Annotated in this window: 12 protein-coding genes; 5 read left to right on the top strand and 7 right to left on the bottom strand. The window is 74.5% G+C overall.

The genetic code is table 11. The features are described 5' to 3' along the window. Window positions 1-96 precede the first annotated feature (96 nt). Window positions 97-1,947 carry a dihydroxy-acid dehydratase gene (gene ilvD, locus AB0M28_RS24540; RefSeq protein WP_365408781.1) on the top strand — a complete coding sequence of 617 codons (1,851 nt, stop codon included), beginning with the start codon at window positions 97-99 and terminating at the stop codon, window positions 1,945-1,947. A 56-nt stretch (window positions 1,948-2,003) separates the two neighbouring features. Here the strand turns inward: ilvD and AB0M28_RS24535 are convergent, their stop codons facing one another. Beyond that, window positions 2,004-3,731 (bottom strand): sigma-70 family RNA polymerase sigma factor, encoded by a 1,728-nt coding sequence (locus tag AB0M28_RS24535; RefSeq protein ID WP_365408778.1) that lies wholly within the window; start codon window positions 3,729-3,731, stop codon window positions 2,004-2,006. Between the two features lie 200 nt (window positions 3,732-3,931). Between AB0M28_RS24535 and radA the strand changes: the two genes are divergently transcribed. Next, window positions 3,932-5,386 (top strand): DNA repair protein RadA, encoded by a 1,455-nt coding sequence (gene radA, locus AB0M28_RS24530; protein ID WP_365408775.1) that lies wholly within the window; start codon window positions 3,932-3,934, stop codon window positions 5,384-5,386. A 90-nt stretch (window positions 5,387-5,476) separates the two neighbouring features. After that, on the top strand, window positions 5,477-6,604 hold the full coding sequence (disA, locus tag AB0M28_RS24525; protein WP_365408772.1) for a DNA integrity scanning diadenylate cyclase DisA: 1,128 nt from the start codon (window positions 5,477-5,479) through the stop codon (window positions 6,602-6,604). 712 nt (window positions 6,605-7,316) lie between these two features. Here the strand turns inward: disA and AB0M28_RS24520 are convergent. The 3 genes from AB0M28_RS24520 to AB0M28_RS24510 all read right to left on the bottom strand — a co-directional run bounded on the left by AB0M28_RS24520 (window position 7,317) and on the right by AB0M28_RS24510 (window position 10,392). Then, window positions 7,317-8,069: a hypothetical protein gene (locus tag AB0M28_RS24520; protein WP_365408769.1), complete on the bottom strand. Its 753-nt coding sequence runs from the start codon at window positions 8,067-8,069 to the stop codon at window positions 7,317-7,319. A gap of 179 nt (window positions 8,070-8,248) precedes the next feature. Continuing rightward, window positions 8,249-9,148, bottom strand: a complete 900-nt coding sequence (locus AB0M28_RS24515; RefSeq protein WP_365408766.1) for a phosphoribosylaminoimidazolesuccinocarboxamide synthase — start codon at window positions 9,146-9,148, stop codon at window positions 8,249-8,251. 170 nt (window positions 9,149-9,318) lie between these two features. After that, a complete protein-coding gene (locus AB0M28_RS24510) occupies window positions 9,319-10,392 on the bottom strand; it encodes an alkene reductase (protein ID WP_365408763.1) in 1,074 nt (357 codons plus the stop codon). A gap of 129 nt (window positions 10,393-10,521) precedes the next feature. Between AB0M28_RS24510 and AB0M28_RS24505 the strand changes: the two genes are divergently transcribed. Continuing rightward, complete coding sequence (locus AB0M28_RS24505) at window positions 10,522-13,176, top strand: AAA family ATPase (protein ID WP_365408760.1); 2,655 nt, start codon at window positions 10,522-10,524, stop codon at window positions 13,174-13,176. On the opposite strand, the gene AB0M28_RS24500 is transcribed toward AB0M28_RS24505, so the two are convergent. Continuing rightward, entirely contained in the window at window positions 13,139-14,419 is a 1,281-nt protein-coding gene (locus AB0M28_RS24500; protein WP_365408757.1) for an MFS transporter, read from the bottom strand. The genes AB0M28_RS24505 and AB0M28_RS24500 overlap by 38 nt on opposite strands. 56 nt (window positions 14,420-14,475) lie before the next feature. Between AB0M28_RS24500 and AB0M28_RS24495 the strand changes: the two genes are divergently transcribed. Continuing rightward, on the top strand, window positions 14,476-14,838 hold the full coding sequence (locus AB0M28_RS24495; RefSeq protein WP_365408754.1) for a helix-turn-helix domain-containing protein: 363 nt from the start codon (window positions 14,476-14,478) through the stop codon (window positions 14,836-14,838). A gap of 30 nt (window positions 14,839-14,868) precedes the next feature. Here the strand turns inward: AB0M28_RS24495 and AB0M28_RS24490 are convergent, their stop codons facing one another. Together AB0M28_RS24490 and AB0M28_RS24485 are read right to left on the bottom strand one after the other, a co-directional pair. Further along, complete coding sequence (locus tag AB0M28_RS24490) at window positions 14,869-16,362, bottom strand: N,N-dimethylformamidase beta subunit family domain-containing protein (protein WP_365408751.1); 1,494 nt, start codon at window positions 16,360-16,362, stop codon at window positions 14,869-14,871. Between the two features lie 116 nt (window positions 16,363-16,478). Continuing rightward, window positions 16,479-18,029, bottom strand: coding sequence for a hypothetical protein (locus AB0M28_RS24485; protein ID WP_365408748.1), 1,551 nt, complete (start codon window positions 18,027-18,029; stop codon window positions 16,479-16,481). Between the last annotated feature and the right edge of the window lie 136 nt (window positions 18,030-18,165).

Genomic DNA, 18,165 nt, shown 5'->3' with positions numbered 1-18,165 from the left:
CCCTACGGGGTCCGCATCCCGGACACCGGGTCCGGATCCTGAGCGCGGGGCGTAGGCTCGTAAGCTCCACGTCTTGATCTGCTCCGGGAGGCACTGATGCCCGCGCTGAGGTCCCGTACCGTCACCCACGGCCGCAACATGGCGGGCGCCCGCGCGCTTATGCGGGCCTCCGGTGTAGCGAACGAGGACATCGGCAAGCCGATCATCGCGGTCGCCAACAGCTTCACCGAGTTCGTCCCCGGCCACACCCACCTCGCGCCGGTGGGCCGGATCGTCTCGGACGCGATCAAGGCCGCGGGGGCGGTCCCCCGGGAGTTCAACACCATCGCCGTGGACGACGGCATCGCGATGGGCCACGGCGGCATGCTCTACAGCCTGCCCTCGCGCGACCTGATCGCCGACTCCGTGGAGTACATGGTCGAGGCGCACTGCGCCGACGCGCTGATCTGCATCTCCAACTGCGACAAGATCACCCCGGGCATGCTGATGGCCGCCCTGCGGCTGAACATCCCGGTCGTCTTCGTCTCCGGCGGCCCGATGGAGGCCGGCCGGGCGACGCTGGTGGACGGCACCGTGCGCAAGCTGGACCTGATCGACGCCATGGTGGACGCGGCCAACGACTCGGTCTCCGACGCGGACGTGCTGCGCATCGAGGAGAACGCCTGTCCGACGTGTGGCTCCTGCTCCGGGATGTTCACCGCGAACTCGATGAACTGCCTCACCGAGGCCATCGGCCTCTCCCTGCCGGGCAACGGCTCCGTGCTGGCCACCCACACCGCCCGCCGGGCGCTGTACGAGGAGGCCGGCCGCAACGTCGTGGAGCTGGCCCGGCGCTACTACGAGCAGGACGACGAGACCGTCCTGCCCCGCAACATCGCCACCCGCGCCGCGTTCGAGAACGCGATGGCGCTGGACATCGCCATGGGCGGCTCCACCAACACGATCCTGCACCTGCTGGCCGCCGCCCAGGAGGCGGGCCTGGACTTCGGCCTCGACGAGATCGACGCGGTCTCCCGCCGGGTGCCGTGCCTGGCGAAGGTCGCCCCGAACGTCGCGCCGCAGGGCACGTACTACATGGAGGACGTGCACCGGGCCGGCGGCATCCCGGCGATCCTGGGCGAGCTGTACCGGGGCGGGCTGCTCAACGAGGACGTGCACGCCGTCCACGCCGACTCCCTCGCCGACTGGCTGAAGCAGTGGGACGTGCGCGGCGGCTCCCCCGCGGCCGAGGCCGTGGAGCTGTGGCACGCCGCCCCCGGCTGCGTGCGCTCGGCGACCGCCTTCTCGCAGTCGGAGCGGTGGGAGTCCCTGGACACGGACGCGGCCGGCGGCTGCATCCGCTCCGTGGAGCACGCGTACAGCAAGGACGGCGGGCTGGCCGTGCTGCGCGGCAACCTCGCGGAGGACGGCTGCGTGGTGAAGACGGCCGGCGTGGACGCCTCCATCCTCACCTTCGAGGGGCCCGCGGTGGTCTGCGAGTCGCAGGAGGAGGCGTGCGACAAGATCCTCGGCAAGCAGATCAAGGAGGGTGACGTCGTCGTCATCCGGTACGAGGGCCCCCGCGGCGGTCCCGGTATGCAGGAGATGCTCTACCCGACGTCCTTCCTGAAGGGCCGCGGGCTCGGCAAGAGCTGCGCGCTGGTCACGGACGGCCGGTTCTCCGGCGGTACGTCCGGGCTGTCGATCGGCCACGCGTCGCCGGAGGCGGCGTCGGGCGGCACGATCGCGCTGGTCGAGGACGGCGACCTGATCCGGATCGACATCCCGAGCCGGTCGATCGAGCTGGTGGTGCCGCAGGACGTGCTGGCCGCCCGCCGCGAGGCGCTGGGCGGGGTGTACGCCCCGAAGGACCGGGAGCGGAAGGTGTCGGCGGCTCTGCGGGCGTACGCGGCGATGGCGACGAGCGCCGACAAGGGCGCGGTGCGGGATGTGAGCAGGCTCGGCTGATCCCAGCACGGCGGAACCCCTCACGGACCGGGTCCGTGAGGGGTTCTGTCGTTTGTTCAGCCGCCCGAGGGTGACGGGTCGACGGCCGACGGCGACGGGTCGCCGCCGGTCGTCGGGTCGCTGGTCGGCGTCGGGTCGCTGCTCGGCGGGGGCTCCGACGACGGGGGCGGGGTGGTCGGGTCGCCCGTGGGCGGCGGGGTCGTCGGGTCCGGGTCGGGAGGCGGGGTCGTCGTCGGCGGAGGGCTCGACGACGGCGGGGGCTCCGACGACGGGGGCGGGGACGTGGGGCTGTCGCCGCGGCCGTACAGCAGGATCTCCGCGCCCGACGGGCCGACGAAGACCCGCGCGCTCCAGTCGCCGCGCGGCTCGCGGGCCGGGTCGACGGACACCGTGATCGTCGTGCTCTGACCCGGGAACAGCGTGCCCGAGGTCCTGCTGAACGTCAGCCACGAGGCGTCCGACCACGCCTGCCAGCGCACCGCGGTGCCGCCCGAGGCGTGCAGGGTGATGACCGTGGCGTCGCCGCGGGGCATGGCCTCGACGGTGAGCCGGCCGGGGCCCGTGCCGGGGCGGTCGACGGGGCCGCCGCTGTCGATGACCTCCACGGACACGTCCGGCGTCCTGCTGCCGGCGGTGTAGCGCGGCGAGGGCGCCTCCTGGGCGCTGCCCGCCTTCTCCACCGGCTCGCCGTCCAGCTCCTGCGGGCCGTCCGCCCGGTCGCTCGCCGCCGGGAACGCGCTCTGGCTGCCCGCGTCCGCGGGAGCGCCCCGGTACGCGGCCCAGAGGGCCAGCACGGGCGCGGCGACGACCGTGGCCACCACCGTGGACGTGATGGCGCGGTTGCGCAGCCGGTCGCGGCGGGCGGCGCGGATCTTCGGGTCCTGCGGGAAGCCCGTGCGGTCGTAGCGGGGGGCGTGGACGGGCCGGGTGCGCTGGGCGTACAGCATCGCGGCGTGGGCGGCGGCGCGCGGCGCGGGCACCACCGGCAGCCGGCCGGCGGCGGCGTCGCGCGGGGCGGCGGCGGAGGCCATCCAGCCCAGCGAGCCGGGCCAGCCGGCCGCGGCGCCCGCGCGCTCCGCGGTACGGCGGCAGTCGGGGCAGTCGTCGACGTGCCGGACCAGCTCGCGGCGCAGGGCGGCGCCCAGCAGCACCTCGGTGTCGCCGGCCAGCCGGGCCACGGCCGGGCAGCTGCCGCGCTCGACGACCGCCAGCGCGGCCTGGGTGCGCTCCACCTCGCAGGCGGCGCGGGAGAGCAGCTCGCGGGCGGCGTACGCGTCCAGGCCGAGGACGGCGGCGACCTCGTCCGGCGGCAGCCCGTGGCGTACGGCCAGCTCCAGCGCCTCACGCTGCTCGGGGGACGTGCCGGCGGCCTCCGGCCAGGCGAGGCGGGCCAGCTCCCGGCGGCGCTGGTCGACGGCGTCCGCGGCGACGGGCGCGGTGCGGTCCGGGGTGCGGGACCGTTCCTTCCGGGTCATCCGGCGCAGACAGGCCCACCGGGCCAGCCCGTACAGCCAGGGGCGCAGCCCGGCCGGACCGCCCTCCCGGTCCGCGGCGCGGCCGCGACGGGAGCGGCGCTCGGCGATCGCGAGGACGTCGCCGAGCGCGGCGATCGCCTCGTCGTGGTCGCAGAGCACGGAGAGGCAGTACGTGAACAGCCCGTCCAGGTACGGGTCGTAGGCCGCGGGGGGCTCCTGCGGTATGGGCTGTTCCGCGGTACGGCGCCGGGGGGTGTCCCCGGCGTGTGCGCCTCGGGTGCGCGGTGGGTCAGGCCTGCTGCTTGTCACCCCCGTGACGGTAGGCGGATTCTGGCGGATGCATCCGGAGGGTTTGACCCAACTCACCCTGATGGGTGATGTGATCCTTCGATCGGGGACAGGAAGGGAGCGTTCCGGGGGGCGCGCGGCGGACAGGGGCGCGCGCCGGGCGGGACGCGCTCCGGGCCGCCGGGGGCGGGATGTCAGACCCGGCGGATACCGTGGCGCGCATGGCTCAGCGAAAGACCGCCGGCAAGGACCGGCCCTCCTACCGGTGCTCCGAATGCGGCTGGACCACCGCGAAGTGGCTGGGGCGCTGCCCGGAGTGCCAGGCGTGGGGCACGATCGAGGAGACCGGCGCCCCCCAGGTGCGTACGACGGCGGCCACCCGCGTGACGACGGCCGCGCTGCCGATCGCCCAGGTCGACGGGACCCGGGCCGAGGCCCGCGGCACCGGCGTGCCCGAGCTGGACCGGGTGCTGGGCGGCGGTCTGGTGCCCGGGGCGGTGATCCTGATGGCGGGCGAGCCGGGCGTCGGCAAGTCCACGCTGCTGCTGGACGTCGCCGCGAAGGCGGCCGACGCCGAGCGCCGCACCCTGTACGTCACGGGCGAGGAGTCCGCGGGCCAGGTCCGGCTGCGCGCCGACCGCATCAACGCCCTCAGCGACCACCTCTACCTGGCGGCCGAGACGGACCTGGCCACCGTCCTCGGCCACCTCGACGAGGTGAAGCCGTCCCTGCTGGTCCTGGACTCCGTGCAGACCGTCGCCTCCGGCGAGATCGACGGCGCCCCCGGCGGCATGGCGCAGGTGCGCGAGGTCGCGGGCGCCCTGATCCGCGCCTCCAAGGAGCGCGGCATGTCGACGATCCTGGTCGGCCACGTCACGAAGGACGGCGCGATCGCCGGCCCCCGGCTGCTGGAGCACCTGGTGGACGTGGTGCTGCAGATCGAGGGCGACCGGCACGCGCGCCTGCGTCTCGTACGCGGTGTGAAGAACCGCTACGGGGCCACCGACGAGGTCGGCTGCTTCGAGCTGCACGACGAGGGGATCACGGGTCTGGCGGACCCCAGCGGCCTGTTCCTCACCCGCCGCGACGAGCCGGTCCCCGGCACCTGTCTCACCGTGACGCTGGAGGGCCGCCGCCCGCTGGTCGCCGAGGTCCAGGCGCTCACCGTCGACTCCCAGATCCCCTCCCCGCGCCGCACCACCTCGGGTCTGGAGACGTCCCGGGTGTCGATGATGCTGGCCGTACTGGAGCAGCGCGGCCAGATCGCCGCCCTGTCCAAGCGGGACATCTACAGCGCGACGGTCGGTGGCGTGAAGCTCTCCGAACCGGCCGCGGACCTCGCCGTCGCGCTGGCCCTCGCGAGCGCCGCCTCCGACACCCCGCTGCCCAAGAACCTCGTCGCGATCGGCGAGGTGGGCCTCGCCGGGGAGGTCCGGCGGGTGACGGGCGTCTCCCGCCGGCTGGCCGAGGCGGCCCGGCTCGGCTTCACGCACGCGCTGGTCCCGGCCGATCCGGGCAAGATCCCGCCGGGCATCCAGGTTCGGGAGGTAGCGGACATAGGGGACGCGCTTCAGGCCCTGCCGCGGCGCAAGTCCCGCCCCCGGCAGGGCCCGTCCGGCCCCTCCGAGGGCACCGCACCCCAGGAGCCCCGGATGTCCGGGGACGCCCGCCGGTAGACTTTGTACCCCTTGTACATGGCCTAGCCCGTCCAGCGCATGCGGCGCTGAACCGGGGGCGCGCCCCCGGCCCCCAGCGGAGGAGTCGAAGTGGCAGTCAACGACCGGGTGTCGGCTCCCGGCAGAGCCGGCTCCGGCCCGGGTTCCGACGGCCTGAAGATGCGCAGCGCGCTGAGCGCCGTGGCGCCCGGCACGGGGCTGCGCGACGGCCTGGAGCGGGTGCTGCGCGGGAACACGGGCGGACTGATCGTGCTCGGTATGGACAAGACCGTGGAGGAGATCTGCTCCGGCGGTTTCGTCCTCGACGTCGACTTCTCCGCCACGCGGCTGCGCGAACTGTGCAAGCTGGACGGCGGCGTGGTCCTCGACAAGGACATCGGGAAGATCCTGCGCGCGGGCGTCCAGCTGCTGCCCGACGCCTCGATCCCCACGGAGGAGACGGGCACCCGGCACCGCACGGCGCAGCGGGTCTCGATCCAGTCGGGCTTCCCGGTGGTCTCCGTCAGCCAGTCGATGCGGCTGATCGCCCTGTACGTCGACGGGCACCGCCGCGTGCTGGAGGACTCGGCGGCGATCCTGTCCCGGGCCAACCAGGCGCTCGCCACACTGGAGCGCTACAAGCTCCGCCTGGACGAGGTGGCGGGCACGCTCTCGGCCCTCGAGATCGAGGACCTGGTGACCGTCCGGGACGTCTCCGCGGTCTCGCAGCGGCTGGAGATGGTGCGCCGTATCGCCACGGAGATCGCGGAGTACGTCGTGGAGCTCGGCACGGACGGCCGGCTGCTCTCCCTCCAGCTGGACGAGCTGATCGCGGGCGTGGAGCCGGAGCGGGAGCTGGTCGTCCGGGACTACGTGCCCGAGCGCACGGGCAAGCGCCAGCGCACGGTCCCCGAGGCGGTCGCTGAGCTGGACCGGCTCTCCCACGCGGAGCTGCTGGAACTCCCCGGCGTGGCCCGGGCGCTGGGCTACTCGGGCTCGCCCGAGACCCTCGACTCGGCGGTGTCCCCCCGGGGTTACCGGCTCCTCGCGAAGGTCCCGCGGATCCCGGGCCTGGTCATCGACCGCCTGGTGGAGCACTTCGGCGGCCTGCAGAAGCTGCTCGCGGCGAGCGTCGACGACCTGCAGACGGTGGACGGCGTGGGCGAGGCCCGCGCGCGCTCGGTCCGCGAGGGGCTGTCGCGGCTGGCGGAGTCGTCGATCCTCGAACGCTACGTCTAGCCTCCGGCGGGGGGTACGCCCTTCAACAGACCTGGGGGCTCCGCCCCCAGACCCCCACGGGGCACGTGGTTGCGCACGGCGGACGGGTGCGGCGGGCCCCACACCACCCGGGGGCTTCGCCCCCGGCCCCCGGGGCGGGGGGGTTGTGTAAGGCGGGGCGGGTGCGCGTCAGCACCCGCAGATCCCGGGGCTCCGCCCCGAACCCCCTGGGGCAACGCGGCTGAGCGAAGCGGATGACCGCGCGACACACCCCACAGCGCCCGGGGCTTCGCTCCCAACTCCCAGGCAGGGATTGCGCGAGACGGGGACGGGTGCACAACAGCGCCCCGCAGAACCCTGGGACAACGCCCCGAACCTCCCGGGGCAACGCCCCAGCCCCTGGCAACGCGGCTAAGTAAGGCCGATGGGTGCGCGACACACCCCACAGCACCCGGAGCCTCGCCCCCAACCCCCAGGCAGGGCCTGCGCAAGACGGGGGCGGGTGTGCATCGGCACCCGACGAGACCTGGGGCTCCGCCCCCCAGACCTCCGTGGGGCAACGTGGTTGCGTAGGGCGGATCGGGATCGGCCCCGCAGCACCCGGGGCTTCGCCCCAGCCCTCCGGCAGGGGGCGTGAGGCGGGGCGGGGGTGCGTCAGCGTTTGTCGAACTCTCGGGGCTCCGCCTCTGCCCCGCGGCGGTGTTCGCCGGGGGCGGGGTTCGGGGTAGCTGGGTTACGCCTTGAGTGTGAACTCGTCTCGGGTTGAGGGGAGGCCCGTCGGCTTGAGTTCGACCTCGAAGCCGCCCGTGCCTACCGAACCGGCTGTGGGGTCCGCGCACTCGGGGGCGCTGCGGACCACGTTCCACTCGATCGTCCGGTCGATCGAGCCGCCCGCCGGGACCTCCAGCAGTATCGGGTTCGTCGTCCAGGGGCAGTCCGCCGAGGACCAGACGCGGGCGTCGTCGTCCGCGTCCCGCACCGTGAGGACCGCCTGCGTGGGGCCGAAGGCCAACTTGCAGGCGCTGCTGGCCGAGTTGGTCGCGGTCAGCTTGAACTCCGGCCTCTCGCCGGGCGCGTACTCGTCCTGGACCGCGCGGACCTGGAAAGTGACCGCGGATCCGTCGCAGTCGGCGAGTGTCGAGCCCGCCGGCACGCCGTCGTCGCCCACCGGGAAGCCGGCCGTGCCGCTGCCGCCCGCCGCGCCGCCGGACTCCGCGCCCGCGCCGCCCGCCGATCCGTCGGAACCGCCGGAACCGGAACCGGAACCGGAGCCGTCCGACGAGGACGAACCCGGATCCCCCGGGGTCTCACCGCCCGTCGAACCCTCGTCGTCCCGTCCGCCCGGCCGGTCGCTGATCATCGGCCCCGACTGGCTCGGCCCCGGAGTGATCGTCTCCAGCGGCCCCTTGCCGTTCGGCTTACCCCCGCCGCCACCGCCGCCGAGGGTGAGCGCCCACGCGATCAGTGCGGCGAGAAGCGCAACCACGGCAGCCAGAACGGCCCTTCGGCGCCAGTAGATGCTGGAGGGCAGAGGGCCGATTGGATTGCGCAGAGATCCCACGGCGCAAACCTTACGAGACTCGGAGCCCAAGTCACCCCTATACCCGCCGCCCCGGTCTGACTAATTCCGCCGTGGCGGCCGTGCCGGCCGGGGCTGTTGCCGCCCTACGTCCACCGCGTGCGGGTCAGCCGCTCGTACGCCTCCACGTACTTGGCGCGCGTGCCCTCGACGACCTCCGCCGGAAGCTCCGGCGGCGGGGCCTCGCCGCGGTAGTCCCAGCCGGAGGCGGGAGACGTCAGCCAGTCCCGTACGAACTGCTTGTCGAAGGACGGCTGGGCGCGGCCCGGCTGCCACTCGTCGGCCGGCCAGAAGCGGGAGGAGTCCGGGGTGAGCACCTCGTCCGCGAGGATCAGCGTGTCCCCCTCGTAGCCGAACTCGAACTTCGTGTCCGCCAGGATGATCCCGCGGTCCCGCGCGACCTCCCGCGCCCGCCCGTACACGGCGAGCGTGGTCTGCCGCAGCTCCGCCGCGACGTCGGCGCCGACCTGGCGGGCGACCTCCTCGTACGACACGTTCTCGTCGTGCTCGCCGACCTCCGCCTTCGTCGCCGGCGTGAAGATCGGCGCGGGCAGCTCGGAGCCGTTGACCAGGCCCTCGGGGAGGGCGAGGCCGCAGACGGTCCGCGAGACGTCGTACTCCTTCAGTCCCGAGCCCGTCAGATAGCCGCGGGCCACGGCCTCCACCGGCACCATGTCCAGCTGCTTGCAAACGAGCGTGCGGCCCGCCCAGTCGGCGGGGGCGCCCTCGGGCAGTTCGGTGGAGATCACGTGGTTGGGCACGAGGTCCGCGAGCTGGTCGAACCACCACAGCGACAGCTGGGTGAGGACGCGGCCCTTGTCGGGGATCTCCGTCGGCAGCACCCAGTCGTACGCCGACATCCGGTCGCTGGCGACCATCACGAGACGGCCCTGCGGATCCCGGTAGAGCTCGCGCACCTTGCCCGTGTGCAGATGCTCCAGGCCGGGTACCTGAGCGGGCTCGGGCTTTACGACGAAACCGGTCACGACGTCCTCCGGTGGGTTGCTACGACGCACCGATTGTCGCCCATCGCGGGCGGTCCCACCCCCGCGGGGTCCGCTCCGCGGGAGTGGGAGCCGGGGGAACTCCGGGGGCGCCGCCCCCGGACCCCCTCCCCCGCGGTGGCGGAGACGGCCCGGTGACCCGGGTGCCGGGCTCAGTCGGCGAGGGCCGGGTAGTCCGTGTAGCCGCGGTGGTCGCCGCCGTAGTAGCTGTCCGGGTCGTCCTGGTTGAGGGGCGCGCCCGCCCGCACCCGCCGGTGGGCGTCGGGGTTCGCCAGCCACAGCCGGGCGTACGACACCGCGTCGGCCAGTCCCGCCTCCAGGAGGGCCGAGGCATGGCCGCCGGCCTCCTCCAGCGGCTTCTCGGCCGGGTTGAGGATCACCGCGGTCGGCCAGTCGCGGCGGATCTGCTCGGTGATGTCCCGGCGGGAGGTCTCCAGGACGTGGATGTACGCCAGGCCGTACGGGGCGAGGGCCTCGGTCAGGGCCGCGTACAGCTCCGCCGAGTCCTCCTCGGCCATGTTGTTGTAGGTGTTGCCGGGCGAGACGCGGATGCCGAGCCGGTCGGCGCCGATGGCGTCGGCGACGGACTGGACGAGCTCCACCGCGAAGCGGATGCGGTTCTCCACCGGGCCGCCGTAGGCGTCGGTGCGGCGGTTGGTGTTGCCGGAGAGGAACTGGTGGATGAGGTAGCCGTTGGCCCCGTGCAGCTCCACCCCGTCGAAGCCCGCCTCGATGGAGTTCCTGGCCGCCCGGGTGTACTCGTCGATGAGCCGGGCGATGTCGTCCAGCTCCAGCTCCCGCGGCTCCGGGTGGTCCAGCAGGCCCTGGTCGGCGGTGAACAGCTGCATCCCGGAGGCGACGGCCGAGGGCGCCTCGGGGAGCCCGCCGTCCGCGTAGAGGTACGGGTGGCCGATCCGGCCCGTGTGCATCAGCTGCTGGAAGATCACGCCGCCCTTGGCGTGCACCGCGTCGGTGACCTTGCGCCAGGCGGCGATCTGCTCGGCGCTGTGGATGCCCGGGGTGTCGATGTAGCCCTGGCCGCGCGGGGACGGCTGGGTGCCCTCGGTGATGATCAGGGCGGCGCCGGCGCGCTGCTCGTAGTACTCGGCGGTCACCTCGTCGACCAGGCTGCAGCGGGCGCGGGAGCGGGTCATCGGGGCCATGACCAGGCGGTGGGGGAGCTCGTGGCGGCCGATCCGGACGGTTTCGAAGATGTTGTTCGTCATGCCCTCGAAGCTAGGTCCGCGGGAATGCCCGCCGAATCCGTAGCGCTTCGGTAGTCGGTACTGGTGGCTACCGGTGACGCCCTCCGTATACCGGCGGCGGGCCGCGGGGACTGTCCTGGGGTTTTGGTGATGTTGTACGGGCGGGGTACGGAACAGCAGGAGCTGCGGCGGCTGATCGAGGCCGCCGGCGGCGGGACGAGCGGCGCGCTGGTGGTGTGCGGCGAGGCGGGCATCGGCAAGTCCGCGCTGCTCGGGTACGCCGGGGAGCTGGCGGCCGGCGGGTCGTGGACGGTGCTGCGGGCCACGGGCTTCGAGGAGGAGTCGGACCTCGCGTTCGCCGGTCTCCTGCAGCTGCTGCGGACCGTGGCCGGGCGGGCGGACGCGCTGCCCGCACCGCAGGCCGAGGCGCTGCGGACGGCGCTGGGCGCGGGCGGTACGGGGGCCGGGGACCGGTTCCTGACGGGCCTGGCGGTGCTGTCGCTGCTGGCCGAGGTGGCCGAGGACGGCCCGGTGCTGTGCCTGGTGGACGACGCGCAGTGGCTGGACGAGCCGTCGGCGGAGGCGCTGCTGTTCGCGGCGCGGCGGCTGGCGGCCGAGGGGGTGGCGATGGTGTTCGCCGCCCGGGAGGGCGAGTTCCGCGCGGCGGGGCTGCCGTCGCTGCGGCTGGCGCGGCTGGCCGGGGAGGACGCCCTGGGGCTGCTGGACGCGCTGGGCGTGCCCGCGCCGGCCCGGGAGCGGGTGATGGCCGACTCGGACGGGAACCCCCTCGCCATGGCCGAGTTCGCCTCCGCGGCGGAGGAGCTGCCCGCCTCGCCGGGGGCGCCGCTGGCGGCTCCGGAGCGGGTGCTCGCGGCGTTCCGCGCCAAGGTGATGGCGCTGCCGGAGCGCAGCCGGCTGATGCTGCAGCTGGCCTCGGCGGAGACTCAGTGCCGGGTGGAGGGGCTGCTCGCCGCAGCCCCCGTGTTCGGGGTGGGCCTGGACGACCTCGCGGAACCCGAGGCGCGGGGGCTGGTCACCGTGGCCCCGGACCGGATCGAGTTCCGGCATCCGCTGATCCGTTCCGCCGCGTACCGCAGCATGCCGACGGCCCGCCGGGTGGCGATGCACCGGGCGCTCGCGGACGCCGCGGAGGAGTCCCACGACTGCGTCGCCATGCACCGGGCGGCGGCCGCGATGGGCCCCGACGAGCAGGCGGCCGCGGGGCTGGAGGGGTACGCCGACCGGGCGCTGGCCCGCGGCGGCGCGGCGTCCGCCGCCACCGTGTACGCGCAGGCGGCGCGCCTGTCCCCCGAGGCCGCTGGCCGGGTGCGCCGGCTGACGGCCGGGGCGTGGGCGGCGCAGCAGTCGGGGCACGCGGAGCTGGCGGCGCGGCTGGCGGAGGACGCGTACGGGCGGACGGCCGATCCGGTGGAGCGGGCGGAGCTGGCGTACGCCCGCTCGTTCTGGCTCTTCGAGGACGACCGCTCGGCGGACGCGGCGCGGCTGCTCATCGAGCACGCGCAGCGGCTGGCCGGCGTCCCCGGCCACGAGGAGCGCGTACGGCGGATGCTGCGCACGGCCTCGACGTACGCCTGGTTCACGGGCGACGGCGCGTCCCTGCGCCGTACCGCCGAACTGCTCGGCGACGCCACCGCCGTGGACCGCTCCGTACAGGGGCTCGCGGCGCTCGCCGAGGACGACTTCGCGCGCGGGCTGCCGCTGATCGCGGAACTCGTGACGGACGTGCCGGAGGACGAGGACCCGCACACCGCGATGCAGGCGGTGTCGGTGGCGTCGCTGCTGCCGGACGACCTCATCGTCCCGCTGGTCGAGGAGATGACCGGGCAGGCACGCAGGCGCGGCTGGATCGGCCGGCTGCCGTATCTGCTGCATGTGCAGGCCCGGCAGCAGATCTACGCCGGCGAGCACCGCGAGGCCGAGGCGACCGCGGCGGAGGCGGCGGCCATCGCCCGCGACACGGGGCTGCGCAAGCGGATCGACCGGCTGGACAACCTCGTCGCCCGGATCGCGGCCATCGAGGGGGACGAGGAGCGGGTGCGGCGGCTGGTGTCGACCTCGCTGGCCGCCGACGGCAACTACGGGGTGACGGCGCTGAGTCTGCTGGACCTGGGGCTGGGGCGGTACGAGGCGGCGGTCGACCGACTCGCCGCGGCGCGGTCCGCGGCCGCGGGGCACAGCGCGGCGATGATCTTCGCGGCGGCGGACGAGGTCGAGGCGGCGTTCCGCCTCGGGGACGCGGCGCGCGCCCGGGAGGCCGCCGCGCGGTTCGGGGCGTGGGCGCAGGCGTCGGGGCAGACGTGGGCGCGGGGGGTCGCGCTGCGCAACTCGGCGCTGCTGACGGGGGATGTGCCGCTGTTGGAGGAAGCGGTGTCGCTGCAGTCCGCACACGCCTGCCGGCCCTTCGAGCGGGCCCGCACGCTGCTGCTGTACGGCGAGCAACTGCGGCGGGCGCGGCGCAAGTCGGAGGCGCGTTCACACCTCCGGGAGGCCCTGGAGGTCTTCACGCGGCTGGGGGCCCGGCCGTGGGCGGACCGGGTCCGCACGGAGCTCGCGGCGGCGGGGGACGTCACGGCCCCTCCGGTGCCTTCGAGTGCGGTGTCGCCGCTCGAGGCGCTCACGCCTCAGGAGCTGCAGGTGGTGCGGCTGGCGGCGGGGGGCACGTCCAGTCGCGATATCGCGGCGCAGCTGTTCCTGTCGCCGCGGACCGTGGAGTACCACCTCTACAAGGCGTACCCGAAGCTGGGCGTCAGCTCCCGGCGGGAGCTGGCGGGGCTGGGTCTTTGACGGCCGGCGGGGACGACGGCCGGACGCCTCCGATGCGGGTCTGTGCCGCCGGTGCCACGCGGCCGGTCACCGTGGCGAGCACGGCTCCCAGGGCGGCGACGCCGGCCAGGGTCAGCCAGGTCGCGGCCGCCCCGGTGGACAGCAGCCCGGAGAGCGTGACCGGAGCGACCGCTCCCGCGACCGTCACGGCGAGCTGGTTGAGGGCCAGGTACCGGCCGCGGAGCGCGTCCGGCGCGCTCTCCGCGGCGACGGTGGACGTGACGGGGCTGCCGAGGATCTCGCCGAAGGTGTAGACGGCCGCACCGAGCAGTACGACGGCGACGGCGAGGGCGATCGCCGTCACCCGGTCGGCCCCGAGGAACAGCAGATAGCCGGCGCCGAAGCACGCGTGTGCGGCCACCAGGACCCGACTGCGCACCCGCCCGCCGAGCCGGCCGACGACGACGCCCTGCCCGAAGCCGACCAGCAGGGTGTTGAGCGTGAAGGCCGCCCCGGCCGTCCAGCCCGGCAGTCCCAGTACGTCCACGGCGTAGACCGGTATCGCGATGTTGAGGACGAACAGCGAGAGCGCGAAGCAGAGTTGGTGGGCGACGACCGACAGGTACCGCCGGTCGCGGAGCACGCGCCGCCAGCCTCCGGCGGCGTCCCGGCCCTTCTCCGGCCGGCTGTTCGGGACGGCCCGCATCAGGACGAACGCGGCGACGTTGGACAGGGCGTTGACGATCACGACCGCGGCGTAGCCGCCCTGGGTGCCGATCCCGACGGCGACGGCCGACAGGAGTCCGCCGACCGCGTAGCCGACGTTGCGCACGGACCCGAGGAGGCCGAACCAGTACTCGCGCCTGCCGGGCTCGGCCAGCGCCGTGACGGTCACGCCGTAGCAGCCGAAGAACACCGCCCGCCCGGCGCTGTTCAGCCAGGCGAAGACGGCGATCTGCCAGGCCTGGCCTACGGCGAGGTACCCGGTGAAGCCCAGCGCCTGCGCCAGGATCGCCGTCTGCAGCACGGGCCTGGCGCCGTACCGGTCGACCAGCCCGCCGACGAGCGGACCCGCCGGGAGCGCCAGCAGACCGGCCGTCGTCAGCGCCGCGCCCACCTGCGTCAGCGTCAGCGAGGTCGTGGCCAGGAAGTAGAGCATCGTTACGGGGATGAAGGCGCCGGTGCCGATCGACTCGATGACGATCGCCGCGACGAAGCGGCTGTGCCGGGCTGTCGGACGGGCCGTACGAACGGAGTTGGTCACGACCCAGCACGGTATATTTTCTATATCAGTATCTACAACGCTACCGGGAGCCGCACATGGGCAAGGCCTACAACGTCATGGCCGCGACCTGCCCCAGCCGCACCGTCCTGCACCGGATCGGGGCACGCTGGACGGTGTTCGTCGTCAACGCGCTCGACGCGGGGCCGATGCGGTTCACCGGGCTGAAGGCGCACATCCGGGGGATCACCCCGAAGGCGCTCACCGAGACGCTGCGCGCGATGGAGTACGACGGCCTGATCTCCCGCACGGAGATCCCCGCCCATCCCCCGCACGTCGAGTACGCCCTCACCGACCTCGGCCGGTCGCTGCTGACACCCCTGCGGGCGGTCCGGGAGTGGGCCGAGCGCCACGTCCCGGACATCGAACGCGCCCGCGCCCAGGCCGACTCGCGGCAGTGAACGCCCGGTGGACCGGCGCCGAACCCCGCCTCAGTCCCGTTTGCAGATGCGGTCGAGGAGGTTCGCCGTGGCCCGCTGCACGGCGGGGTTCGCATGGCCGGGGCGGCCCAGGGCCGGGGACCAGGCGAAGGTGCCGGCCGCGAAGACCAGGGCGCCGCTCGGCGCGCGGTACAGCGACGTCTCCTGGTGGCGCAGCACACCGCCGCTGTCGTGGTACGGCGAGTGCGCCAGCAGGATCCGCTCCGAGTGCGACGGCAGCGCCGCCCGCGGGAAGTAGCGGTCCGCCTCCCCGGCGACGAGGTCCGTCAGCTCGTCGCCCTCGTGCGCCCCGGTGGCCTCCCACAGCCAGTGGTCCGCGTTGCGCACCACGAGCGGATACGGCTCGGGGACCCGGCCCTGGTACTGGACGCCCATCAACTCCTGCTCGGGCAGCCCGTGATCCCGCCACAGCAGCGGTTTCCCCGGCCCCTGGCGCTTGCGGCAGAGCAGGATGCGGTCCGGCTCGCCGGAGACCGAGGGGGCCAGCTCCACCTGCCAGTACATGGTGTTGGCGGAGAGGAACACCAGCGACGTGCCCGCGTCGCGGGCCAGCGTGGCGTTCCGGCGCATCGGCACCGACCAGTACTCGTCGTGGCCGGGGAAGACCAGGCCCCGGTAGCGCGTCGGGTCGACCCGCCCGGCGTGCAGATCGCGGGCGTCGGCGTACGCGATGTCGTAGCCGTACCGCTCGGCCCAGCGGATGAAGTCGTAGGCGTGGCCCACGTGCAGGGGCATACCCGCGCCCGCGTAGGGGCGGTCGAAGGAGACGGCCACCGCCGCCTCCTCCTCGCCGAGGAGCCGGCCGTCGTCGTCCCAGGCGTGGTAGAGCGAGGCGCCGATGCTGCCGTCCTCGGGGTAGAGGTTGTACGCCTGCCAGGTCACGTCCGGCAGCAGCAGGAGCAGGTCCGCGGGGTGGAAGTCGCGGACGGTGAACGGGACATGGGAGCGGTAGCCGTCGTCGGTCGTCAGGACCGCGACGTACGCGCCGGGGCTCCAGTACGACGGCACCTGCAGCCGCCACGACAGCCACCAGTGGTGGCAGGACACCGTGCGGTCCGCGGCGAGCGGGGCCGGCTGGGCGATCCCGGAGAGCCGCGGGCTGGTGGTGATCTTCGCGGCGCCGTCGCCCGCGTAGTGCCCGATGCGGTAGATGTCGACGCCGAACGGCTGCGGCGGGCTGACCGTGATCCGGAAGTCGATGGACTCGCCAGGCGCCACCGCTCCGGCGGAGGCGAAGCCCTTGATCTGGCCGTGCGCGTCGTCGGCGGTCTTCGGCCGGCTGCCGCCGCCCTTCCCGCGCGGCGCGGGGATCAGGCCGCTGCGGCGCTGCCCGGAGTGGAGGTCGACGTACCAGGGGACGAGCTGCCCGTCCTCGAAGTAGTGGTCGCTGTCGCGCAGCCAGGGCAGCGGCCCCTGCGCGAAGGGGTCGGAGACGGCGTGCGCGAGCGCGCCGGACTCCCAGCGCCGGATCTGCTCCGTACCCACGGCCGTGTCCTCCCTTGCGAACCGGCTTACAGCACATCACACCTGGCACCCGGACGGTTACCCAAGGCCACGAAATTCCGCACAACCGGGCGGGAGTTTGCTATAGGCAGCCGGAATCAGACAAGAAGAACCGGTTTTTCCGGTCGGACTCCGGCATCGGTCAGCCAACTCCGAAGCGGCGCCGCGTCCCCGTACTCGACGAGCGACCGCACCGCCCGCACCAGCTCCGGCTGACGCGCCCCGCCGACCAGCAGTGCGGGACCGTCGAGCCAGTCCAGGCCCGGAGTGGCGCCGGCCGTGTCGACCGCGGCGCAGCAGACCATCGCCAGCACATGGTCGGTGAGCACCTCCCGTCCGGTGCGCGGCGGCTGCAGCGGGAACAGCGGCGCCTGGAGCCCCGCGGGGTCCGCCTCCGCGTCCACCGTGAGCGCCGCGGCCAGCGCCTCGCGGTCGCCCCCGGACGCCAGCCAGTCCACGACGCGGGCGAGCGTCCCCCGGTCCGTCCGGGGAACGGGGGCTCCCTCCCGGGTCAGGGCGTCCAGCGCGCTGTGCAGCCGGGCGGCCTCCGTACGCCATTTCCTGTCGACGACCTCGTCCGGGTACTGCTCCCAGCTGACCGGGGACCAGCTGCCCGCGGGGCCCGTACTGCCGAAGAACAGCTCGGCGGCCAGCAGCGAGACGGCCTCGTCGACCTCGCCCGGCTCCTCCAGCAGATCGCAGGCCGGCCGCTCGCCCAGCCGGGACGAGAACGCGCCCTCCTGCGCGGCCAGCCGGTCGCGGCGCGACAGCTCGGTGAGCGCCGAGACCACGCCCGCGTCCAGCCGGGACGGCCACCGTCCCGCGCGCCAGGCGGGCAGCGCGACGCGGGTCAGCAGACGGTCCCAGCCGGCGTAGGCCAGACCCACCTGCTCCTGGGCGGCGATCCGCAGCCCGTAGTCCACGGTCTGCGCCAGCTCCGAGCCGGCCGCCGCCACACCGCGCTCCATCTCCGCCGGGTGCTCGCCGCAGGCCCGCAGCATCAGCCGGGCGACGGCCTGGACGAAGGAGCGCGCGACACCCGGCAGCCGCCCCGCGGGCAGCGCGGCGGCCGCGTCCAGCCCCCGGATGAAACGGCGGGCGGCGGCGATGTCGGGCTGGCCCGAGGGACCCGTGCCCGCGACGACCGGGGCCAGCAGGGCGCGCAGCTCCGCCACCCGCATCCACCACAGGAACGGCGAGCCGATCACCAGCACCGGCGGCGGCAGGTCCTGCGCCTCCCGGCCGCGCAACAGCGCCCGGCCGGAACGCTGATGGCTGCCCGCGCGGTCCTCCAGCCAGCTGTCGCAGTCGGGGGTCAGCGCTATCGCGGAGGGCGCGGGCACGCCGAGCCGGTCGGCGAGGTCGCCGACCAGCCGGTGCAGATCGGGGGCGGCCCTGTGCGGCACGGGTACGGTGGGGCTGCGGGCGGGCTCCGCGCGCAGCACGGCGGAGCCGACGAGCGCGGCCAGGCCCAGCACCACGACCCCGGCGCCCAGCACCCACCACCGGGACGCGGCCGGCACCCCGCCGATCCGCCCCGTCGCGGACCCGACGACCAGCACCACGGCCACGGCCAGCGGCAGCAGCGCGACGGTCAGCGCGGCGTGCCGCACCCGCAGCACCGCCAGCGCCCGGGACCGCGCGGCCACGGCTCCCGCATGCGGCACGGCCGACCCGCCCTGCCGATCCACTTCGCCTGTCACGGCCCGACCTCACCCCCTCGCACCTCGCGCCTCACGCCCGTCCGTCGGGCGCCCGCCTGCCGGGCGCCTCGCCACGGCGACG

It is taken from the genome of Streptomyces sp. NPDC051940, assembly GCF_040680895.1.
Classification (GTDB): Bacteria; Actinomycetota; Actinomycetes; order Streptomycetales; family Streptomycetaceae; genus Streptomyces.
Note: the sequence above shows the minus strand (reverse complement) of the source record. Positions and strands in the feature narration are given on the sequence as shown.